Below are 17,041 nucleotides of genomic sequence, written 5' to 3'. Positions count from 1 at the left end.
GATCAAGGGGAGGGGGCCGCGTCCTGATGGGCCGTACAGTTCAGAAGGAAGTGCAACAGCTTGTTGGTGTCTATGGGTTTGTGGATAAGCCCGAAGCCTTCACTTGCGCAACGTTCTGACAACTCGACCGAGCGATTGGCCGAGATGATGCAGACAGGGGGCGATCCGAATTCGACCCCCAGACGTTGGGCCGCATCGGTGCCCATGCGGCCATTGTCCAACTGGTAGTCGGCAATGATGACATCCGGGCTGACGCCGATCTCGGTCAGGAGTGTGCGCGCCTCGTCCTCGCTTGCACAATCGAGAACCTGCACCCCCCATGTTTCCAGCGCCATGGTCAGGGCGGCGCGCATGTTGTCTTCGTTTTCGATGATCAGGGCGATCAGGCTGTGCAGGTCACCGCTTTGCCCCGTGGCCGGAAGCTCGGGGTGGGGGGCGGCCTGACCGGCGGCACGGGCCAGTGGCACCCGGACCGAAAACACCGATCCGCGCCCTTCCTCGGAGGACAGGGACAGCGAATGATCCAGCAGGGCGCAGGCGCGTTCGACGATGGCAAGGCCAAGGCCCATGCCCTCGGCGGCGCTGGCGGCGGCATCGAGGCGCTGAAACTCCTGAAAGATGGTGTCGCGCGCGGCCTCGGGGATGCCGGGGCCGGTGTCGTGGACCTCGATCACAAGGTGCGCGCCCCGGCGGCGCACCCCGACCAGAACCTTGCCCCGGTCGGTATAGCGGATCGCGTTCGAAATCAGGTTTTGCAGGATGCGCCGCAGGTAGGTGGCATCGCTTTGCACCAAGGCCGCGCTTGGCAGGATACGCAAATCCAGCCCCTTGGCATGTGCCGCCGGGCGAAAGGCATCGCCGAACTGCATCAGCATCGGGCCAAGGGGAACGGCCGAGACATGCACCGAGGCCTGCCCCGAATCCAGCTTGGAGATATCAAGCAGGGCTTCGAGGATATGTTCGACGCTGCCAAGTGCGCTGCCGGCCTTGTGGGCGACGTTGCGGGCGGTATCGTCCTCGACGGTGCTTTCCAGTGAGGAAACATAGAGCTTGGCCGCCGAAAGCGGTTGCAGCAAATCGTGGCTGGCGGCGGCGACGAAACGCGATTTGGTGGCATTGGCGCGCTCGGCATCCTTGAGCGCGCGGGCCAGTTCCTCGGTCCGGTCGGCAACACGTTGTTCGAGTTGCTCCTTGGACTCGATGATCGCCTGTGCCGCCTGCCGCTCGGCGGTGACGTCGGTAAAGGAAATCACGAAGCCCCGGTCGGGCATCTCCTGTGCGAAGACCGACAGGATGTGCGACCGCCCACGGTGAATTTCGAAACTGAGCGGCGGGCGGTTGCCGTCGCTGCTTACCCAGGCCTCGATGTCTGCGGCGCTCATCTCGTCGTTGAAGGTCACATCGGCGCGGAAGCGGTTGAACAGCGTGGCAAACTGTGCCCCCATCTGGAAGCGCGCGGCCGGTTGCGACAGAAGTTCGCTGGCGCGTTTGTTCCAGCCCACCAGCCGCAGTTTGCTGTCGAATATGCAAAGCCCCTGGTCGATATGTTCCAGCGTGGCACGGATCAGGCGGGCCTGATCGTCGAGCATACGGTCGCGTTCCTGCCGCTCGATGCGCATGATGTCGGTGACATCGGTTTGCAGGATCACCGTGCCGCCATCGGGGGTGCGATGTTCAGAGACCTGCACCCAGCGGTTCCAGATCATGCGCGCGTTGAAAATCACATGCTCGTCGGCATGGCGCGCCATGCGCTTTTGCGCCCATTGTTGCGGGGTTTCCGAGTCGGGCAGCGCCAGGAATTGCGACTCGCTGACCAGTTCAACGTATTGCGTGAAGGTCAGCCCGGGCACGAGGGCGCTGCGGATATCGGGCATGTGCATGCCGAAGCGGCTGTTGCACATGACCAGTTCCTCGTCGGAATTGAAAAGGGCAAACCCCTCCTGCACGGTTTCGATGGCATTGGCGAGGTTCGAGCGCGCGGCCTCGGTCTCGCGGTTGGCCTGCGCAAGGCGGGCGTTGGGTTCGTTCAGCAGGTCAAGCGCGCGTTCCAGTTCAAGCGTCCGCGCGCGCACCTCCTGTTCCAGCATGGCGGCGCGTTGGAATTGGGCATAGGCGGCCCCCGAGGCATCGGTGGATTCCTCGACCCGCCGCATGAGCGACTCGGCGATCTTGAGCAGCTTCTCGTTCTGCCGCTCGACGGGATCGTTGGGGTCAATCAGCGAGGGGGTCATGCGCGGCGCTGTCCTCGGGCGGGTAGATGGCCACGCCGGTCAGGGTTTGGTTGACGTGGATCGAGTTGAACTGTTCCCCGTAGGTGCAAAAGCCCACCACGCGGTTCGACGCCAGAATATTCGACAGCGCGCCGGTCATCTGTTTTTCCTGCGCCTCCATGCGGCGCAGGATGCAATCGCAGCCCAGGATGGTATCGGGCGTGGCCCTGCGGGTCAGGGCCGCCATCTCTTCTTGCAGGTGTTCGACCATGTTGCGCGGTTCGGCCAATGTCAGGACAAGCCCCTCGTCGATGGCCGAGAAAAACACCAGATCGCCATTGTCGGCCACCTGTTGAATGGCCCGCACGTGATGCTGCCCGCCGATCTGCACCACCACGGGATGCGCCGCGAAGGTGAAGGTGGTCAGTTGCTCGGGGTCCTTGCCGAGGATGCGGGCATATTCGCGCGCCGCCGGTTCGGCGTTGATCTCGCGCACGATGCGGCGGGCCGGGTCGGCGTCGGTCACGACCATGCGCTGCGAGGCGGGGACGAGGTGATCGGATTTGAACACCTTGATCGGGCAGCGCGTGCGCACCTGCGTCAGGATCGCGGCATTCTCCAGCGCCTGACCGTCGTAGAGCACATAGGTATGTTCGAACCGCTCGCCATCGCCCGCCGAGCCACCGAAAAGCGGCACCGGCCCCAGCCCCACGGCCAGTTCCGAGGTCAGCGAATCCTCTTTCGTCGACAGCCCGTCGATCATCAGGAAGGTGAATTCGTGGTGCCAGTCCGGCGCCTCCTCCATCATGGCGTTGCGGTTGCGGATCATCTCGTCGATCAGGTCCTGCGCGTTCACATGGTCCAGATCGGGCACCAGCCGCGTTTTGGCCAGAAAATGCGAGGCGGGCAGGCCCATGGCGACGATGTGATCCTCGGTATAGCCCGCGTCGGTCAGCTCCCCGGCGGTGGTGCAGCCGACAACCGGGGTGGGGGCAAACCGCGTGGCGGCCTCGGCGATCAGGCGGGCGGCATCGGCGCCGGAGGTGACGAAGAGAATGACAAGCGCCATGTCACCGGGGCCAATCGCCCGCAGCAATTCATCCGCCGGATCGGCGGTGTCATAGGTAACGCAAGCGGTTCGGACGATGCCCGGCGCGCGGGTACAACCCGCACTCAGGCCGATTGCCTGATCCATCGTGCTTCCTCCCTAAAGCGCGACGCGTATTTACCCTGCCAAGTTACCCCGGCTCTTGCAAGACATTGGCGAACGAGGCCTGTTTGGCGATCAACACTGCCTGCGTCCGGCTTTGCACGCCCAGCTTGCGCATGATCGCGGTGACATGCGCCTTGACGGTGGTTTCGGCGATCGACAGGTCATAGGCAATCTGCTTGTTCAGCTTGCCCTCGCAAATCAGTTGCAGGATGCGCGCCTGTTGGTTGGTCAGCGTGGCAAGGCGGCTGACGGCATCGTCGGTGTCGTCCTCTTCCATCAGGATACAGCCCTCGGGCAGGAAGGTCTCGCCCCGGCGCAGCGCGTCAAAGGCCGTGCGGAACACATCCCGCTGGCTATGCTTCGGGACATACCCGGCGGCGCCCGCGCGGATCACCTGACTGACCACGCGGTTGTCGGCCAGTGACGACACCACGATGATCGGCGCATTGGCGGCGGCCTTGAGCCGGATCAACCCGTCCAGCCCATCCACATCGGGCAGGTTCAGGTCCAGCATGACGGCATCGGGCCGCAGCCCCCCGGCCAGAAGCTCAAGCGCCTTTTCCAGCCGGTCAGCGGTGTGAACATCCCCGATGCGCACCACGGTTTGCAGGGTCATCGACAGGGCATCGCAAAACAACGGGTGGTCGTCGACGATCAGGACGGTCTGGAAATCGCACCCCTGTTGTGTCTGTGCAAGCATGGTCCGCGGCCTTTTGTTGTTATGCGTCAGCCTTTGTCCCAAGCCTAGCAAGCTGTGCCGCCGCCGCCTAGTGGCCGAAAGTCGTAGAGGGGGCACAACAGGAAAGCCCCGCCGGAGGGGCGGGGCTTTGTGAGGGTTTGCAAAGGGGATCAGTTGGCCGAGGCCAGTTCCTTGGGCAATTTGAAGGTCCAGAGCATCCCGCCCTGATTGAGGTAGTTCACCTTCTTGGCCACTTCGCCACCCCAGAGCGGCACAGCCCCGCCCCAGCCGGAGATGACCGAGACATACTGTTCACCATCCTGTTCCCAGGTGACCGGCTGGCCGACGATGCCCGAGCCGGTCTGGAACGACCAGAGTTTCTCGCCCGTTTCGTCATCCAGCGCGATGAACTCGCCCTCGGGCGTGCCGAAGAACACCAGGCCGCCTGCGGTGGTCATCACCCCCGACCACAAGGGCGCGTCGTTCTGGTATTCCCACTTCCATTCGCCGGTGTCGGGGTCGATCGCGTTGAGGCTGCCGATATGATCTTCGTATATCGGTTTGATGGTAAAGCCCGATCCGAGGTAGGCCGCGCCCTTCTTGTAGGTGATCGGCTCGTTCCAGATATCCATGCCCCATTCGTTGGACGGCACATAGAAATTGCCGGTGCGCTGCGAATAGGCCATCGGCATCCAGTTCTTGCCACCAAGGAAACCGGGGGCGGAAAAGACCACCTCGCCCTTCTTGCCGTCGGCGGCATCCGCCGGGTTGCCGGGGCGGTTGTCCTCGTTATAGATCGGGCGACCGTTTTCATCGATGCCCTCGGCCCATGTGATATCCTTCACGAAGGGCGCGGCACTGACGAAAGCGCCGTCCTCGCGGTTCAGCACGTAGAAGAACCCGTTGCGGTCGGCGGTGGCGAAACGCTTGTTGCCTTCGCGGTCCTCGTAGGCCACGACCTCGTTCACACCGTCATAATCCCAACCCTCGCGCGGGGTGGTCTGGAAGTGCCACTTGATCTCGCCGGTCTTTGGGTCGATCCCCAGACGCGAGGCGGCATACAGGTTGTCCCCCATGCCATCGTCGCTGGGTTCCCCCGCGCCGCGCAGGTGGCTGTTCCAAGGCGCCGGGTTGCCCGCGCCAAAGACCAGCGTATCGGTCTCGGCGTCATACGATCCGCCAAGCCACGTGGCGCCGCCGCCGGTTTTCCACATGTCGCCCGGCCATGTGGCGTTCAACTCGCCGGTCATGGTGCTTTCTTCGCCATTGAGCGTGCCCATGTGCCCTTCGATCACCGGGCGGGTCCAGACCATGTCGCCTGTCTCGGCGTCACGCGCCTGTACTTCGCCGACGATCCCGAACTCACCGCCCGAGTTGCCGGTGACCACAAGCCCATCGACGATAAGCGGTGCGGCGGTATAGGAATAGCCCGCCTTGTAATCGGCGATCTTGTCGCGCCAGACCACGTCGCCGGTTTTCAGATCCAGCGCCACGATGCGCGCATCCAGCGTGCCGAAATAGATCTTGTCGCCATAGATCGCCGCGCCACGGTTGACCACGTCACAGCACGGCAGGATGCCTTCGGGCAGGCGGGCATCGTATTGCCAGACTTCCTTGCCGGTCTCGATGTCGATGGCATACAGCCGCGAATACGAGCCGGTGATATACATCATCCCGTCGTAGACCAGAGGCTGGGTTTCCTGCCCGCGTTGCTTTTCGCCGCCAAGGCTGAAGGCCCAGGCGGGCACCAGTTTGTCGATGTTGTCCTTGTTGAGCGTGTCCAACGGGCTGTAGCGTTGCAGGTGACGCCCCATGCCGTTGGTCACGATCTGACTCGTGATGGTCTGGTCGTTGGCCAGATCCTCTTCGCTTACCTCCGCGTGGGCGGTGCTGGTGGCCAGCACCCCGGCCACGGTGGCCATGATGAACCGGTTCATAGGTGTCCTCCCTAGACTTTTGTCCTCTCAGCCCGAATCCCGAACCGTGCCGGGATCATTGGCTGACAACGAGTATTGGGTGCGCAGGGACGGCGCGAAATTGAACAATGGTCGTAGGGGGGCGTTTGCCTGTTCGATGTATGATTGCCAACAAAGCACCAAGCGAAAGGAGGGCGAACCATGCAACGAAAGCCAGTTCGTTTGACGCGTATTTCTCTTGCGATGACAGTGGCTTATGCCTGTTTGGCCTGGCTGGCGCTCAGCATGGGCTGAAACGTGCGAAAGCCCGGCACCGCCTGTGGCGCGCCGGGCTTTCACGCGGTGTTAGACCTTAGTCGGATATCGCGGAATTGTCCTGTGTGGTGATGCTGTCCAGATAGGCAAGGATGAAATCCTGAACGGTGCGATCCTCGATGCCCACATGGCGCATCTTGGTACCGGGCATGAAGCCGTCGTTATCCTCCATCCAAGCGCGCAGGGCGGCCGGGGTCCAGACGATGCCCGAGGCTTCAAGCGCGACGGAATAATCGTAATCCTCCACCGTCCCGGCCCCGCGCCCGATCACGTTGTTGAGCGGCGGGCCATAGCTGTCGTGCTCGGAATCCGGCGCATGGCAGCGGCGGCATTCGGCATCGTAAAGTTTCTCTCCGGCCTCGACCTTGATCTGGTCAAAGGTGGTTTCGGCCATGGCCGGGGCTGTGCCGGTTGCCAGAACGGCAAGGCCCAGGGCGTGAATGACGTGTTTCATGGGGTCCTCCAATAAACGGCATAAGTCTGTGCCGCGCGTGCCCCAATGGTGCGTGACGCAGGCCCCGCAGGGAAGGGTGCGGCCCTTATCCTTTGGTCGTAAAACCGGGGTGTGCTTTGGTCGTAGGCGTCAGAACAGCGGCGCGTATTTCCAGGTGTCGGCATCCGGGGTGACCTCATCAAGGTCATAATCCGCGCCCTGCAACCGCCGGGCGATGGGCAGGCCATCCTTGGCGGCGGCATCCACATAGGCGCGCCCAAGGTCCCTGTCGCGCGCCACGCCATGCCCGCGCATCAGGTCCAGTCCGTAATTGAACTTGCCCACCGGGTCACCCAAGTCGGCGGCGCGCTTGTCCCAATCCGCCGCCCGGTCGGGGTTGTAGTCGCCGCCCAGCCCGTTGTTGTCCAGTTGGCTCATCCATGTCATCGCGCCGGTGTACCCGGCGGCGGCGCAGGCCTCGAACAATTGCCGTGCGGCGGCGTGTCGGCCCGATTTGGTGATGTAATAGCCTGTCGCACAGGTCGGCATATCCACCACGCCCTTGTCGATATTGCTCATGACCCGGCCAAATCCGGTATCCTGCGGGTTCAGTGTGCCGTGCTCGTCCTCGACGGTGCGGGTCTCGGCGGCAAGGGGCAGGGCGCTGGCCAGCAGAAGGGCAGTTGCGATGCGGAACATATGGGGCCTCCTTGGGCGGGACCATAGCGCAATGCCGCGCCTTTTTCACCGCCCGCATGGTCGTATGTTCGGTCAGCCCTTCTGCCGTTTCATGCCGCGCGCCGGGTCGTAGCCCCAAAGCGCAAGGGCGATGAACACCGCCCCCGCCAACAGGGTCCAGCCCAAGGCGGCGGCGTTGAACTCGCCATACAAAGCAAAGCGGATGAGCTCGACCGCATGGGTAAAAGGATTGGCCGCGCAGATGTCGCGCAACAGCGCCGAGCTTTCGGCCATTTTCCACAGCGGATAAAGCGCCGAAGACAGGAAGAACATCGGGAAGATCACGAAGTTCATCACGCCTGCGAAATTCTCCAACTGCTTGATGGTGGACGACAGCGCAAGCCCTAGCGCGCCCAGCATCACACCGCCCACGATCAGCGCGGGCAGGGCGTAAAGGTATCCCATCGCCGGAAAGTCGATGCCATAGAGTGCCGCCACGATCAGGAAAGTATAGACCTGCAAGACGGAAATCACCGTGCTGGCCAGCAGGCGACAGATCAAGAGCCACCACCGGGGCAGGGGGCTTGTCAGCAAAAGCCGCATCGAGCCCATCTCGCGGTCGTAAACCAGGCTGAGCGAACTTTGCATGCCATTGAACAGCAGGATCATCCCGCACAGCCCCGGCACGATGTAAATCTCGTAGGTGATATAGGTCTGGTAAGGCGGGGTGATCGACAAGCCAAGCGCGGCGCGGAACCCCGCAGCGAACACCACCAGCCAGACCAAGGGCCGCACCAGCGCCGCCACAAAGCGCGAGCGTTGCCGCACAAAGCGCAGCGCCTCGCGGATCACGATGGCCCGCAGGGCGGTCAGCGCGGCAATCATGCGGGCGCCCCGGTGAGGCTCAGGAACACATCCTGAAGGCCTGCACCCCGGGTGATCTCATGGCAGGGCGCGTCTTTCAGAACCTCGCCTTGGTGCAGGATAACCACTTGATCCGTCTCGGAAATCTCGTCTGTCAAATGCGTCGCCCATAGCACCGTCAGCCCATCGTCGCGTGACAGGTCATGCACGTGATCGGTGATCGCGCGGCGGGCGGCGGCGTCAAGCCCGACGGTGGGTTCGTCCAGCAGAAGGACCGCCGGGTCATGGATCAGGCAGCGAGCGATCTCCAGCCGGCGGCGGTGGCCGCCGTTTAAATCGCGGGCGCGTTCGCCCGCGCGCTCGGCCATGTTCAGGCGGTCCAGCGCGGCGGCAATCCGCGCCTCGGCGGCCTTCCCCGACAACCCATGCAGCGCCGCGAAATAACTCAGGTTGCGCTGCACCGTCAGGTCCAGGTCAAGCGTCGGTTGCTGGAACACAACCCCCATCCGTGCCAGCGCCGCGCGGGGGCTGCGGGCCATGTCATGCCCGGCCACCTCGATGCGCCCTTGCGCCGTGGTGAACAGCCGCGTCAGAAGCGAAAACAATGTCGATTTTCCTGCACCATTCGGCCCGAGCAGGGCGCAGAACTGCCCCGGCTCGATCGCGAAACTGACATCCCGCAGGGCCTGTTTGGCCCCGTAGGCATAGCTGAGGTTCTGGACGTAAAGCCCTGTCACTTAATGGTAATCTCCAAGCGTTGCGTTTCCCCGGTGCTGCCGGGAACCTTCATGTAATAGCGCCCCGGCTTGATCGCGACAAAGCCGATCTCCATCTCGCCCGCCTCGTCGAACTCCACCGAATCCAACCCCAGCGGGCGGATCTCCAGCCCCTCGACGACCATCTCGTCGATCCAGATCGCGCGGAAGAACTCCGGCCCGACAAGCGCCAGTTCCTGGCTGCCATCGCCCTGGATTTCGAATTCGTAATAGGTGCCCGATTGCAGCACCCAAGGCGCGTCCGCAAGCGGCATCCCCGCCGACAGGATCACCGGCGGCAGGTCTTCCTTGTTGCCCGAGGACAGCACCCCGGCCATGCCAAAGCTGGGGCCGTCGTCGTCATCGTCGGCAAGGCCCGCGGCGGGAAGCGCAAGGGCGAACATGGTGGCGATTGCAGTGGTGCGAAACATGGTGAAACTCCTGTCTGTAGAACGTCGGTATTGCGTCGGTGTCACGGGCGGTAGGCCGCCCCCCACGGGAAGCGCCCGACCTTGATGGTCTTGACCGGCTCGCGGCTGGCCACGTCGATCACTGTGACGTCGCCGGAAATGCCGTTGGTGGTGAACAAAAGCGATTTGTCGGCGTTGAATGCCATGTGCCAGACACGCCGCCCGACAAGGATATACTCCTCCACCTTGTAGGTCTCGGGGTTCACGGCGGCGACGTGGTTGGACGGCCCGAGCGCGACAAAGGCCGTGGCCTCATCGGCGGAGAGTTCGAACCCCACCGGCTGCACCCGGTCGGGGTGCACGCCCTTGACGTCGAAATCGATCTTGGCTTTCTCGGTTTGGGTTTCCACGTCGAACACGGTGATCGTGCCGCCGATTTCGGAACTCACCCAAAGCTCGCTGCCGCCCTTGACGAATTCGGCGTGGCGGGGGCGGGCATCGACCAGCGTATTGGCGAAAAGCTCGCGCGTTTCGGTGTCGATCCAATGCGCCATGTTGGTGGTTTCCGACGTGGTGATGGCGATCTTGCCATCGGGGCTGACGGCCATGCCCTCGGGTTCGATGCCCACATCGATCTGGGCGATCACCTCGTGGCTTTCGGTATCGACCACGGTGGTGATCGCGTCATCTTCGTTGGCGATGTAAAGGTGCCGGTCGTTGGGGTGCAGGACGAATTGTTCGGGGTCCTCGCCCGAGGGCAGGTCATGCAGGATCTCCCCGGTTTCGGGGTCCATCACCTGCACCGCGTCACTGTCCGAGGCGCAGATATAAAGCACCGAATGATCCTGGGAAAAGGTGATGCCGCGCGGGCGTTCGCCTACCTCGATCGTGCGGGTGACCTCAAGCGTGTCGATGTCGATCACCGACAGGGTGTCGTCCTTTTCGTTGCTGACCCAGATCTCATCGGCCAGCGCGGGTGTGGCGCAAAGCGTGGCGGCAAGGGCAAGGGCGTGTTTCATCGGTGTCACTCCTGAAAAGCGGTGCATTCGGTCTCGCCTTGGTCGATGCCAAGGGTGTCCAGTTCGGTGCGTTGGTGCAGGAAGCCTTCCAACGGGGCCTTGGCCACCACGGCGCGGGGGGTGACCAGCGGGATGGGTTGACGCAACTGGCCATTCCAGTCGCGGAAGCTCATCTTGCGGCCCTTGAAGCCTGCCAGTTCAAACTCATCCGACAGGATATAGGCGCGCAGGGTGGCAGGATCGGCGCTTTGGGTGCGGGTCACGGCCTCGCCCAAGCTGCGGATGGCGGCCCATGCGGCATAGTCTTCCGAGCGCATATCGCGGCCTGCAAGGTCTTCGAACCGGCCTTGCATCTGCGCCGCGCCCCATTGTTCGACGACCCAAGACCACGCCACGGGCTTCAACCCTTCGGAGCCTGCAACGGGCCGCGCTTGCCACGTGTTGAAGGCAATGTAGCGCCCGAAATCGCCCAACTCATCGGCAATCAGAAGCATGTCGTAATCGCCGAACTCCTGCGTGAACAGCGGCACCTCCCGGGCCGCGTTGCGGCGCATGTCGGCGTCAAAGACCCATGTCTTTTCCGCCTTGAGGGTCAGGCCGAACTTGGTGATGGAGCGCTTCAGCGCCCCGGCAAAGGCCTTGTCACCCGGATGGTCGCCCGCAATCATCACAAGGTCGGTCCAGCGGCGCTTGACCAGGAACTGCATCAAGGCATCGGCGCGCATGGTACTGGACGGCAGGGTGTGGAGCAGATTGGCGCGGCAGGCCCCGTCGCGCAGGGCGGCACCGGGGGCGGTGGCATTGAACAGCACCGCGCCCTGCGCCTCGGGCAGATCGGCCAGTTCCAGTTGCGCCTGCGCGGGCGCGTCAAGGATCACGAAGGGCGAGGCCGCCAGCGCCTCGCGCGCGGCGGACAGCCACTCGCCCCCCTCCGGCACGCGGGTCACCGTCAGGCTATAGTCATGGCCAAGGAACTTGCCGGTGGTCTTGTTGTCGGCCAAGCCCAGTTGCGCCCCGGCCTCGCCCAGATCATCCGGCACGGGGTCAAGATTCGACAAAACCGGCGGGCGCGGCACCTCAAGTTTCAGGTAGGTGACAGGCAACTCCACCTCCGCCCAAGCAGGCAGGGCAAGGCCCACAGCGGCCAGCGTCAGCAGCTTTCGCAACATAAAGATGTCCTCCCGTTGCCATGCAGTAAATCGTGGGCGGCGCAGGCGGTGTATTAGACCAAGGTCGGGGTGCTGGTGGGCCTCTCTCCAGGGCACCTTCAACCAAGGTCGCATATCGGGGCGCGGAGGCGCTGCGCTACAACCAAAGCCGAACGCATGACGGAGGAGGACCCCATGCACCTGAAGAATTGGAGCACCGCAACCGCATTGATCGTGATCGGCGGTATGGCACTGGCCCACGGCGATGCGGCCCCGCAACCTGTCGATACCGAAGGTTTGCCCGATGTGGGCGAGGAGTGGTTGATCGAAAACCCCTATCGCGCCGACAAGGTCGGCGAGGAGACATGGGCCAAGGCCATCGAGATTGGCGATTCGGGGTATAACCAGAACTGCGCACGCTGCCATGGCCTTGGCGCGGTATCGGGCGGGTTGGCCCCTGACCTGCGCTATCTTGAGGCCGAGGAATACGGCGATGAATGGTTCGTCGAACGCTTCCGCCACGGCTATACCCAGAACGGCACCACCAAGATGCCTGCCTTCGGCGAGCTTCTGGGCCAAAAGGCGGCCTGGGCCATCCGAACCTATATCGAAACCCGCCCCGACGATGGCGCGCTGGACGAGCACTCGGACCGGTTGAAGGAAATTCGCGATGATCTGGACGCCATGAGTGATGCGAGCGGCGACATCGAGGCCCTGCGCGCCGAACTCAGCAAGATCGCGCAGGAGGTGGAAACCGCCTCGGGCGCGCCGGTGGCCGATAGCGCGGCGATGCGCGCGGCGATCCTGTTGCAAGGGGATACGCCAAGGCCCTCCGCCGCCGCCGAGCAATTGACCATCGGCTTGTCTGCCGCCCAATAACGCGGCAGGCTGGGGCACATGACCGCGCGCACGATCCTCTTCTCCCTGATCATGGCGGTGGCCTTTACCGGCCCCGCGCTGGCCCGTTGCGCCGATTATGTGCCCCAACCCAAACCCCAGAACGCCAGCCGCGACATCGTGGGCGCCGACCTCGATACTATTGTCGAGCGGGGCTATATCACCTTCGCGGCCTACGAGGATTTCCCGCCGTGGTCCTATGAAGAAGGCGGCAGGATCAAGGGCGTCGATATCGACATTGCCCGCCTGATCGCCGAAGACCTCGGCGTCGAACCGCGCTTTCGGCTGGTCGCGGCGGGCGAGAACCTACAGGCCGATCTGCGCAACTGGATCTGGAAAGGCCCCATCGTGGGCGGGCGCGTGGCCAACGTGATGCTGCACATCCCCTATGACAGCGAATTCGCCTGTCGGGTGGAGCAGGTCGTCTTCACCGGCCGCTACCATCAGGAGGAAGTGGCGATTGCCTATCGGCGCGCGGCTTATCCCGACGATCCCCCGGTGCCCGCCTATTTCCGCTTCGATACGGTGGCGGTCGAGAACGACTCGATTGCCGACTTCTACCTGTCGTCGCTGGCGGGGGGGCAGTTGAACGGCAAGATTCGCCGCTTTGCCACGACTGCCGAGGCCATGCAGGCGCTGGCCGGGGGCAAGACCAAGGCCGCCATGGGCCCGCGCGCACAGCTTGAATTCGGCCTGACCGATGATCTCGACCTGCACAACCCGCCGCTTCCGGGGTTTGCCGTCGGCAAATGGGTGAGTGGCGTGGCGGTGCATTTCGCGTATCGTGCACTTGGTTATGCCGTCGATGACGCGATTTACGCGGCCATGCAGGATGGTCGCATGACTGAAATATTCACCCGCTACGGTCTGACCCATGTGGCGCCGAAATACCGCTGACCCCACCAAGGTCTTACTAGGCAGCCGCCGGACAAGGGCGTAGCGTAACGACAAAAGAATGGAGACAAGACAATGAAACTGTCCGATTCCCGCGTAATCGCCGCCCCGCGCGATGAGGTCTGGGCGGCGCTTCTTTCGGCGGAGGTCCTCAAGGATTGCGTGCCCGGGTGCCAGGAAATGACCGGCAGCCCCGACGATGGCTTCGAGGCCGTCGTCGTGCAGAAGGTCGGCCCGGTAAAGGCCACCTTCAAAGGGCAGGTGACCCTGTCGGATATGACCGAACCGGAAAGCCTGCACCTTGCCGGTGAGGGCAAGGGCGGGGCCGCGGGCTTTGCCAAGGGCGGGGCCGATGTTAGCCTCGAGGAGGTGCCCGAAGGCACCAAGCTGATTTACGATGTCGAGGCAAAGGTCGGCGGCAAGCTGGCACAGCTTGGCAGCCGCATCATCGACGGGTTCGCCAAGAAGATGGCCGACCAGTTCTTCGAGAGGTTTCAGGCTGCGGTCGAAGGGCCGGGCGAGGATGCAACCGACGCCGAGGCCGACACCGCCGAAACGGAGGAGGCCGATGGCGAAGGTGAAAAGAAAGGCTGGCTGAAGCGCGCCTTCAGTAGCTGAGAGACTCAATAAGGGAGGAGAATCCATGAAAGTGACAATGACGGTCAACGGGCAAACCCGGACCGGCGAAGCAGAGGGCCGGACGCTTCTGTCCACCTTTCTGCGCGAGACACTGGGCCTGACCGGAACCCACGTCGGTTGCGACACCAGCCAATGCGGCGCCTGCGTGGTGCATGTGAATGGCAAGGATGTGAAATCCTGCACCATGTTCGCTGCCGAATGCGACGGGGCCGATGTGGCCACCATCGAAGGGCAATGCGCACCTGACGGCACGCTGAACAAGATTCAGCAGGCGTTTCAGGATTATCACGGGCTGCAATGCGGCTTCTGCACGCCGGGCATGGTGATGAGTGCCGCCGCCCTGCTGCGCGACAACCCCACACCGAGCGAAGCCGAGATTCGCGAATATCTCGAAGGCAATATCTGCCGCTGCACCGGCTACCACAACATCGTTCGCGCGATCATGGCCGCCAGCGGCCAAGAGGTGCCCGCGGTCGCTGCCGAGTAACGCGCATCACGCGCCCCTTGCAGGGGCGTTTGTCGCGCGTGGGGCGCATGGCCCCGCAAGGCGCGATCATGGATTTTGAGGAGGAATAAAATGCCCAAAGATGGAGGCATCGGCGCCAGCAGCAAGCGGCGCGAAGACGTCCGGTTCCTGACCGGGGCCGGCAATTACACCGACGACATCAACGTCAATGGCCAGACCTACGCGTGGTTCGTCCGTTCGGACGTGGCCCATGGTACGATCAACAGCATCGACACATCCGCCGCCGAGGCGATGGACGGCGTGCTGAAGGTCTTTACCGCCGCCGATTTCGAAAGTGCGGGCGGCATCCCCTGCGGCTGGCAGGTGACCGACCGGCATGGCGAACCCATGCAGGAGCCCAAGCACCCCATTCTGGCCGAAGGCAAGGTGCGTCACGTCGGCGATCCCATCGCCTGTGTCGTCGCCGAAACGCTGGAGCAGGCGCGCGACGCCGCCGAAGCGGTCGAGATCGACATCGACGAACTTGAGCCGGTTCTCGACATGAAAGCCGCGCTAGAAGATGGCGCCCCCAAGGTGCATGACGAGCTGACCTCGAACCTCTGCTACGACTGGGGTTTCGTGGAAGAAAACAAGGAGGCCGTGGACGAGGCGATCAAATCCGCCGCCCATGTCGTCACCCTAGAGTTGACCAACAACCGCCTTGTCGCCAACCCGATGGAGCCGCGCGTCGCCGTGGCCGATTACAGCCGGGCGCGCGATGAATACACGCTTTATACCACCTCGCAGAACCCGCATGTGATCCGGCTTCTGATGGGGGCCTTCGTGCTGTCGATCCCCGAGCACAAGCTGCGGGTCGTGGCGCCCGATGTGGGCGGCGGTTTCGGCTCGAAGATCTATCACTATGCCGAAGAGGCTTTCGTGACCCATGCCTCCAAGGTGGTGAACCGTCCGGTCAAATGGACCTCGACCCGCTCCGAGGCCTTCATCTCGGATGCGCATGGCCGCGACCACAAGACCAAGATCGAACTGGCGCTGGACGAAAACCACATGTTCACCGCCCTGCGCACCGACACCTACGCCAACATGGGCGCGTATCTGTCGACTTTTGCTCCGTCGATCCCGACGTGGCTGCACGGCACGCTGATGGCGGGCAACTACAAGACGCCGGTCATTTACGTGAACGTGAAGGCGGTCTTTACCAACACCACGCCGGTCGATGCCTATCGCGGCGCGGGTCGCCCCGAGGCGACGTACCAGCTGGAACGCGTGATCGACAAGGCCGCGCGCGAGTTGGGCGTGGATCCCGCGGAACTGCGGCGCAAGAACTTCATCAAACCCGAGGAGTTCCCCTATGACACGCCGGTCGCCGTGACCTATGACACCGGCAACTATCACGCCACGCTGGACAAGGCGCTGGAGATGACCGACTACGCCGGTTTCGAGAAGCGCGCGGAAGAGTCCAAGGCGCGCGGTAAGCTGCGCGGTTATGGCCTTGCCCACTTTATCGAGGCTTGCGGCATCGCGCCCTCGAACCTCGTGGGGCAGCTGGGTGCACGTGCGGGCTTGTATGAATCCGCCACCGTGCGGGTCAACGCCACCGGCGGCATCACCGTGATGACCGGCTCGCATTCCCACGGGCAGGGGCATGAAACCTCCTTCGCCCAAGTGGTGGCCGACATGATCGGGATCGATGAAGGCATGATCGAGATCGAACATGGCGACACCGCCAATACGCCGATGGGCATGGGCACCTATGGCTCGCGCTCCATCGCGGTGGGCGGCTCGGCCATGGTGCGGGCGACCGAGAAGATCATCAACAAGGCCAAGAAGATCGCGGCCCACCTGATGGAAGCCTCCGAGTCCGACATCGAGCTGAAGGACGGGCAGTTCAGCGTTGCAGGCACCGACAAATCGGTGGCCTGGGGCGATGTGACCTTGGCCGCCTACGTGCCGCACAACTACCCGCTGGAAGAGATCGAACCGGGGCTGGAGGAAACGGCATTCTACGACCCGTCGAACTTCACTTACCCCTCGGGCGCCTATGTCTGTGAGGTGGAGGTGGATCCCGAGACCGGCAAGGTCGAGGTGCTGGGCTTCACCGCCGCCGACGACTTCGGCAATGTCATCAACCCGATGATCGTCGAAGGCCAGGTCCACGGCGGCGTGGCGCAAGGCATCGGTCAGGCCATGTTGGAAAACTGCGTTTACGACGAGAACGGCCAGCTTCTGAGCGCGTCCTACATGGATTACACCATGCCGCGCGCCGATGACATGCCGATGTTCGACGTCGACCATTCCTGCCAGACGCCCTGTACCCACAATCCGCTGGGCGTGAAGGGCTGCGGCGAGGCAGGGGCCATCGGCTCACCGCCCGCGGTGGTCAATGCGGTGATCGACGCCCTGCACCGGGGCGGCTACACCAACGTGGAACACATCGACATGCCCGTCACGCCCGCGCGTGTCTGGGCCGCGATGAACAGCTGATCCGGAAAGGGAGACAAGACG

General features: G+C 63.4%; 16 protein-coding genes. 5 read left to right on the top strand and 11 right to left on the bottom strand.

The window, feature by feature from the left end; translation table 11 throughout:
- Positions 1-2: 2 nt before the first annotated feature.
- From FDP25_RS03925 to FDP25_RS03875, 11 genes are all read right to left on the bottom strand, one after another.
- A complete protein-coding gene (locus tag FDP25_RS03925; RefSeq protein ID WP_154149137.1) occupies positions 3-2,231 on the bottom strand; it encodes a PAS-domain containing protein in 2,229 nt (742 codons plus the stop codon).
- Positions 2,212-3,405, bottom strand: coding sequence for an FIST N-terminal domain-containing protein (locus FDP25_RS03920; protein ID WP_154149135.1), 1,194 nt, complete (start codon positions 3,403-3,405; stop codon positions 2,212-2,214). Before FDP25_RS03920 ends, FDP25_RS03925 begins: the two co-directional genes overlap by 20 nt.
- 43 nt (positions 3,406-3,448) lie before the next feature.
- A complete protein-coding gene (locus tag FDP25_RS03915) occupies positions 3,449-4,123 on the bottom strand; it encodes a response regulator (RefSeq protein WP_154149133.1) in 675 nt (224 codons plus the stop codon).
- A 149-nt stretch (positions 4,124-4,272) separates the two neighbouring features.
- Positions 4,273-6,039: a PQQ-dependent methanol/ethanol family dehydrogenase gene (locus FDP25_RS03910; protein ID WP_154149131.1), complete on the bottom strand. Its 1,767-nt coding sequence runs from the start codon at positions 6,037-6,039 to the stop codon at positions 4,273-4,275.
- Between the two features lie 331 nt (positions 6,040-6,370).
- Entirely contained in the window at positions 6,371-6,787 is a 417-nt protein-coding gene (locus FDP25_RS03905; protein WP_154149129.1) for a c-type cytochrome, read from the bottom strand.
- A 129-nt stretch (positions 6,788-6,916) separates the two neighbouring features.
- Entirely contained in the window at positions 6,917-7,465 is a 549-nt protein-coding gene (locus FDP25_RS03900) for a tetratricopeptide repeat protein (protein WP_154149127.1), read from the bottom strand.
- Between the two features lie 72 nt (positions 7,466-7,537).
- On the bottom strand, positions 7,538-8,329 hold the full coding sequence (locus FDP25_RS03895) for an ABC transporter permease (RefSeq protein ID WP_154149125.1): 792 nt from the start codon (positions 8,327-8,329) through the stop codon (positions 7,538-7,540).
- A complete protein-coding gene (locus FDP25_RS03890; RefSeq protein WP_343031952.1) occupies positions 8,326-9,045 on the bottom strand; it encodes an ABC transporter ATP-binding protein in 720 nt (239 codons plus the stop codon). The genes FDP25_RS03895 and FDP25_RS03890 overlap by 4 nt, the downstream gene beginning before the upstream one ends.
- Positions 9,042-9,494 carry a hypothetical protein gene (locus tag FDP25_RS03885; RefSeq protein WP_154149123.1) on the bottom strand — a complete coding sequence of 151 codons (453 nt, stop codon included), beginning with the start codon at positions 9,492-9,494 and terminating at the stop codon, positions 9,042-9,044. Before FDP25_RS03885 ends, FDP25_RS03890 begins: the two co-directional genes overlap by 4 nt.
- 41 nt (positions 9,495-9,535) lie before the next feature.
- Positions 9,536-10,492: a YVTN family beta-propeller repeat protein gene (locus FDP25_RS03880; RefSeq protein WP_154149121.1), complete on the bottom strand. Its 957-nt coding sequence runs from the start codon at positions 10,490-10,492 to the stop codon at positions 9,536-9,538.
- Between the two features lie 5 nt (positions 10,493-10,497).
- A complete protein-coding gene (locus FDP25_RS03875; RefSeq protein ID WP_154149119.1) occupies positions 10,498-11,661 on the bottom strand; it encodes an ABC transporter substrate-binding protein in 1,164 nt (387 codons plus the stop codon).
- Between the two features lie 174 nt (positions 11,662-11,835).
- Between FDP25_RS03875 and pedF the strand changes: the two genes are divergently transcribed.
- The 5 genes from pedF (at position 11,836) to FDP25_RS03850 (ending at position 17,020) form a co-directional block, all read left to right on the top strand.
- Positions 11,836-12,519 carry a cytochrome c-550 PedF gene (pedF, locus tag FDP25_RS03870; protein WP_154149117.1) on the top strand — a complete coding sequence of 228 codons (684 nt, stop codon included), beginning with the start codon at positions 11,836-11,838 and terminating at the stop codon, positions 12,517-12,519.
- 18 nt (positions 12,520-12,537) lie between these two features.
- Positions 12,538-13,434: a substrate-binding periplasmic protein gene (locus FDP25_RS03865; protein WP_154149115.1), complete on the top strand. Its 897-nt coding sequence runs from the start codon at positions 12,538-12,540 to the stop codon at positions 13,432-13,434.
- 72 nt (positions 13,435-13,506) lie between these two features.
- A complete protein-coding gene (locus tag FDP25_RS03860) occupies positions 13,507-14,049 on the top strand; it encodes an SRPBCC family protein (protein WP_154149113.1) in 543 nt (180 codons plus the stop codon).
- Between the two features lie 25 nt (positions 14,050-14,074).
- On the top strand, positions 14,075-14,557 hold the full coding sequence (locus FDP25_RS03855; RefSeq protein WP_154149111.1) for a (2Fe-2S)-binding protein: 483 nt from the start codon (positions 14,075-14,077) through the stop codon (positions 14,555-14,557).
- A 90-nt stretch (positions 14,558-14,647) separates the two neighbouring features.
- Positions 14,648-17,020: a xanthine dehydrogenase family protein molybdopterin-binding subunit gene (locus tag FDP25_RS03850; protein ID WP_154149109.1), complete on the top strand. Its 2,373-nt coding sequence runs from the start codon at positions 14,648-14,650 to the stop codon at positions 17,018-17,020.
- Positions 17,021-17,041 lie beyond the last annotated feature (21 nt).

Origin of the sequence: Roseovarius bejariae (genome assembly GCF_009669325.1) — a bacterium.
GTDB lineage: Bacteria > Pseudomonadota > Alphaproteobacteria > Rhodobacterales > Rhodobacteraceae > Roseovarius > Roseovarius bejariae.
The sequence above is the reverse complement of the archived record's forward strand: the minus strand, read 5'-3'. Positions and strand labels throughout refer to the sequence as shown.

Excerpts from the sequence above, each read along its gene's own strand:
- FDP25_RS03925 (WP_154149137.1), bottom strand. The coding sequence starts at position 2,231 with ATGACCCCCTCGCTGATTGACCCCAACGATCCCGTCGAGCGGCAGAAC.
- FDP25_RS03920 (WP_154149135.1), bottom strand. The coding sequence starts at position 3,405 with ATGGATCAGGCAATCGGCCTGAGTGCGGGTTGTACCCGCGCGCCGGGC.
- FDP25_RS03915 (WP_154149133.1), bottom strand. The coding sequence starts at position 4,123 with ATGCTTGCACAGACACAACAGGGGTGCGATTTCCAGACCGTCCTGATC.
- FDP25_RS03910 (WP_154149131.1), bottom strand. The coding sequence starts at position 6,039 with ATGAACCGGTTCATCATGGCCACCGTGGCCGGGGTGCTGGCCACCAGC.
- FDP25_RS03905 (WP_154149129.1), bottom strand. The coding sequence starts at position 6,787 with ATGAAACACGTCATTCACGCCCTGGGCCTTGCCGTTCTGGCAACCGGC.
- FDP25_RS03900 (WP_154149127.1), bottom strand. The coding sequence starts at position 7,465 with ATGTTCCGCATCGCAACTGCCCTTCTGCTGGCCAGCGCCCTGCCCCTT.
- FDP25_RS03895 (WP_154149125.1), bottom strand. The coding sequence starts at position 8,329 with ATGATTGCCGCGCTGACCGCCCTGCGGGCCATCGTGATCCGCGAGGCG.
- FDP25_RS03885 (WP_154149123.1), bottom strand. The coding sequence starts at position 9,494 with ATGTTTCGCACCACTGCAATCGCCACCATGTTCGCCCTTGCGCTTCCC.
- FDP25_RS03880 (WP_154149121.1), bottom strand. The coding sequence starts at position 10,492 with ATGAAACACGCCCTTGCCCTTGCCGCCACGCTTTGCGCCACACCCGCG.
- FDP25_RS03875 (WP_154149119.1), bottom strand. The coding sequence starts at position 11,661 with ATGTTGCGAAAGCTGCTGACGCTGGCCGCTGTGGGCCTTGCCCTGCCT.
- pedF (WP_154149117.1), top strand. The coding sequence starts at position 11,836 with ATGCACCTGAAGAATTGGAGCACCGCAACCGCATTGATCGTGATCGGC.
- FDP25_RS03865 (WP_154149115.1), top strand. The coding sequence starts at position 12,538 with ATGACCGCGCGCACGATCCTCTTCTCCCTGATCATGGCGGTGGCCTTT.
- FDP25_RS03860 (WP_154149113.1), top strand. The coding sequence starts at position 13,507 with ATGAAACTGTCCGATTCCCGCGTAATCGCCGCCCCGCGCGATGAGGTC.
- FDP25_RS03855 (WP_154149111.1), top strand. The coding sequence starts at position 14,075 with ATGAAAGTGACAATGACGGTCAACGGGCAAACCCGGACCGGCGAAGCA.
- FDP25_RS03850 (WP_154149109.1), top strand. The coding sequence starts at position 14,648 with ATGCCCAAAGATGGAGGCATCGGCGCCAGCAGCAAGCGGCGCGAAGAC.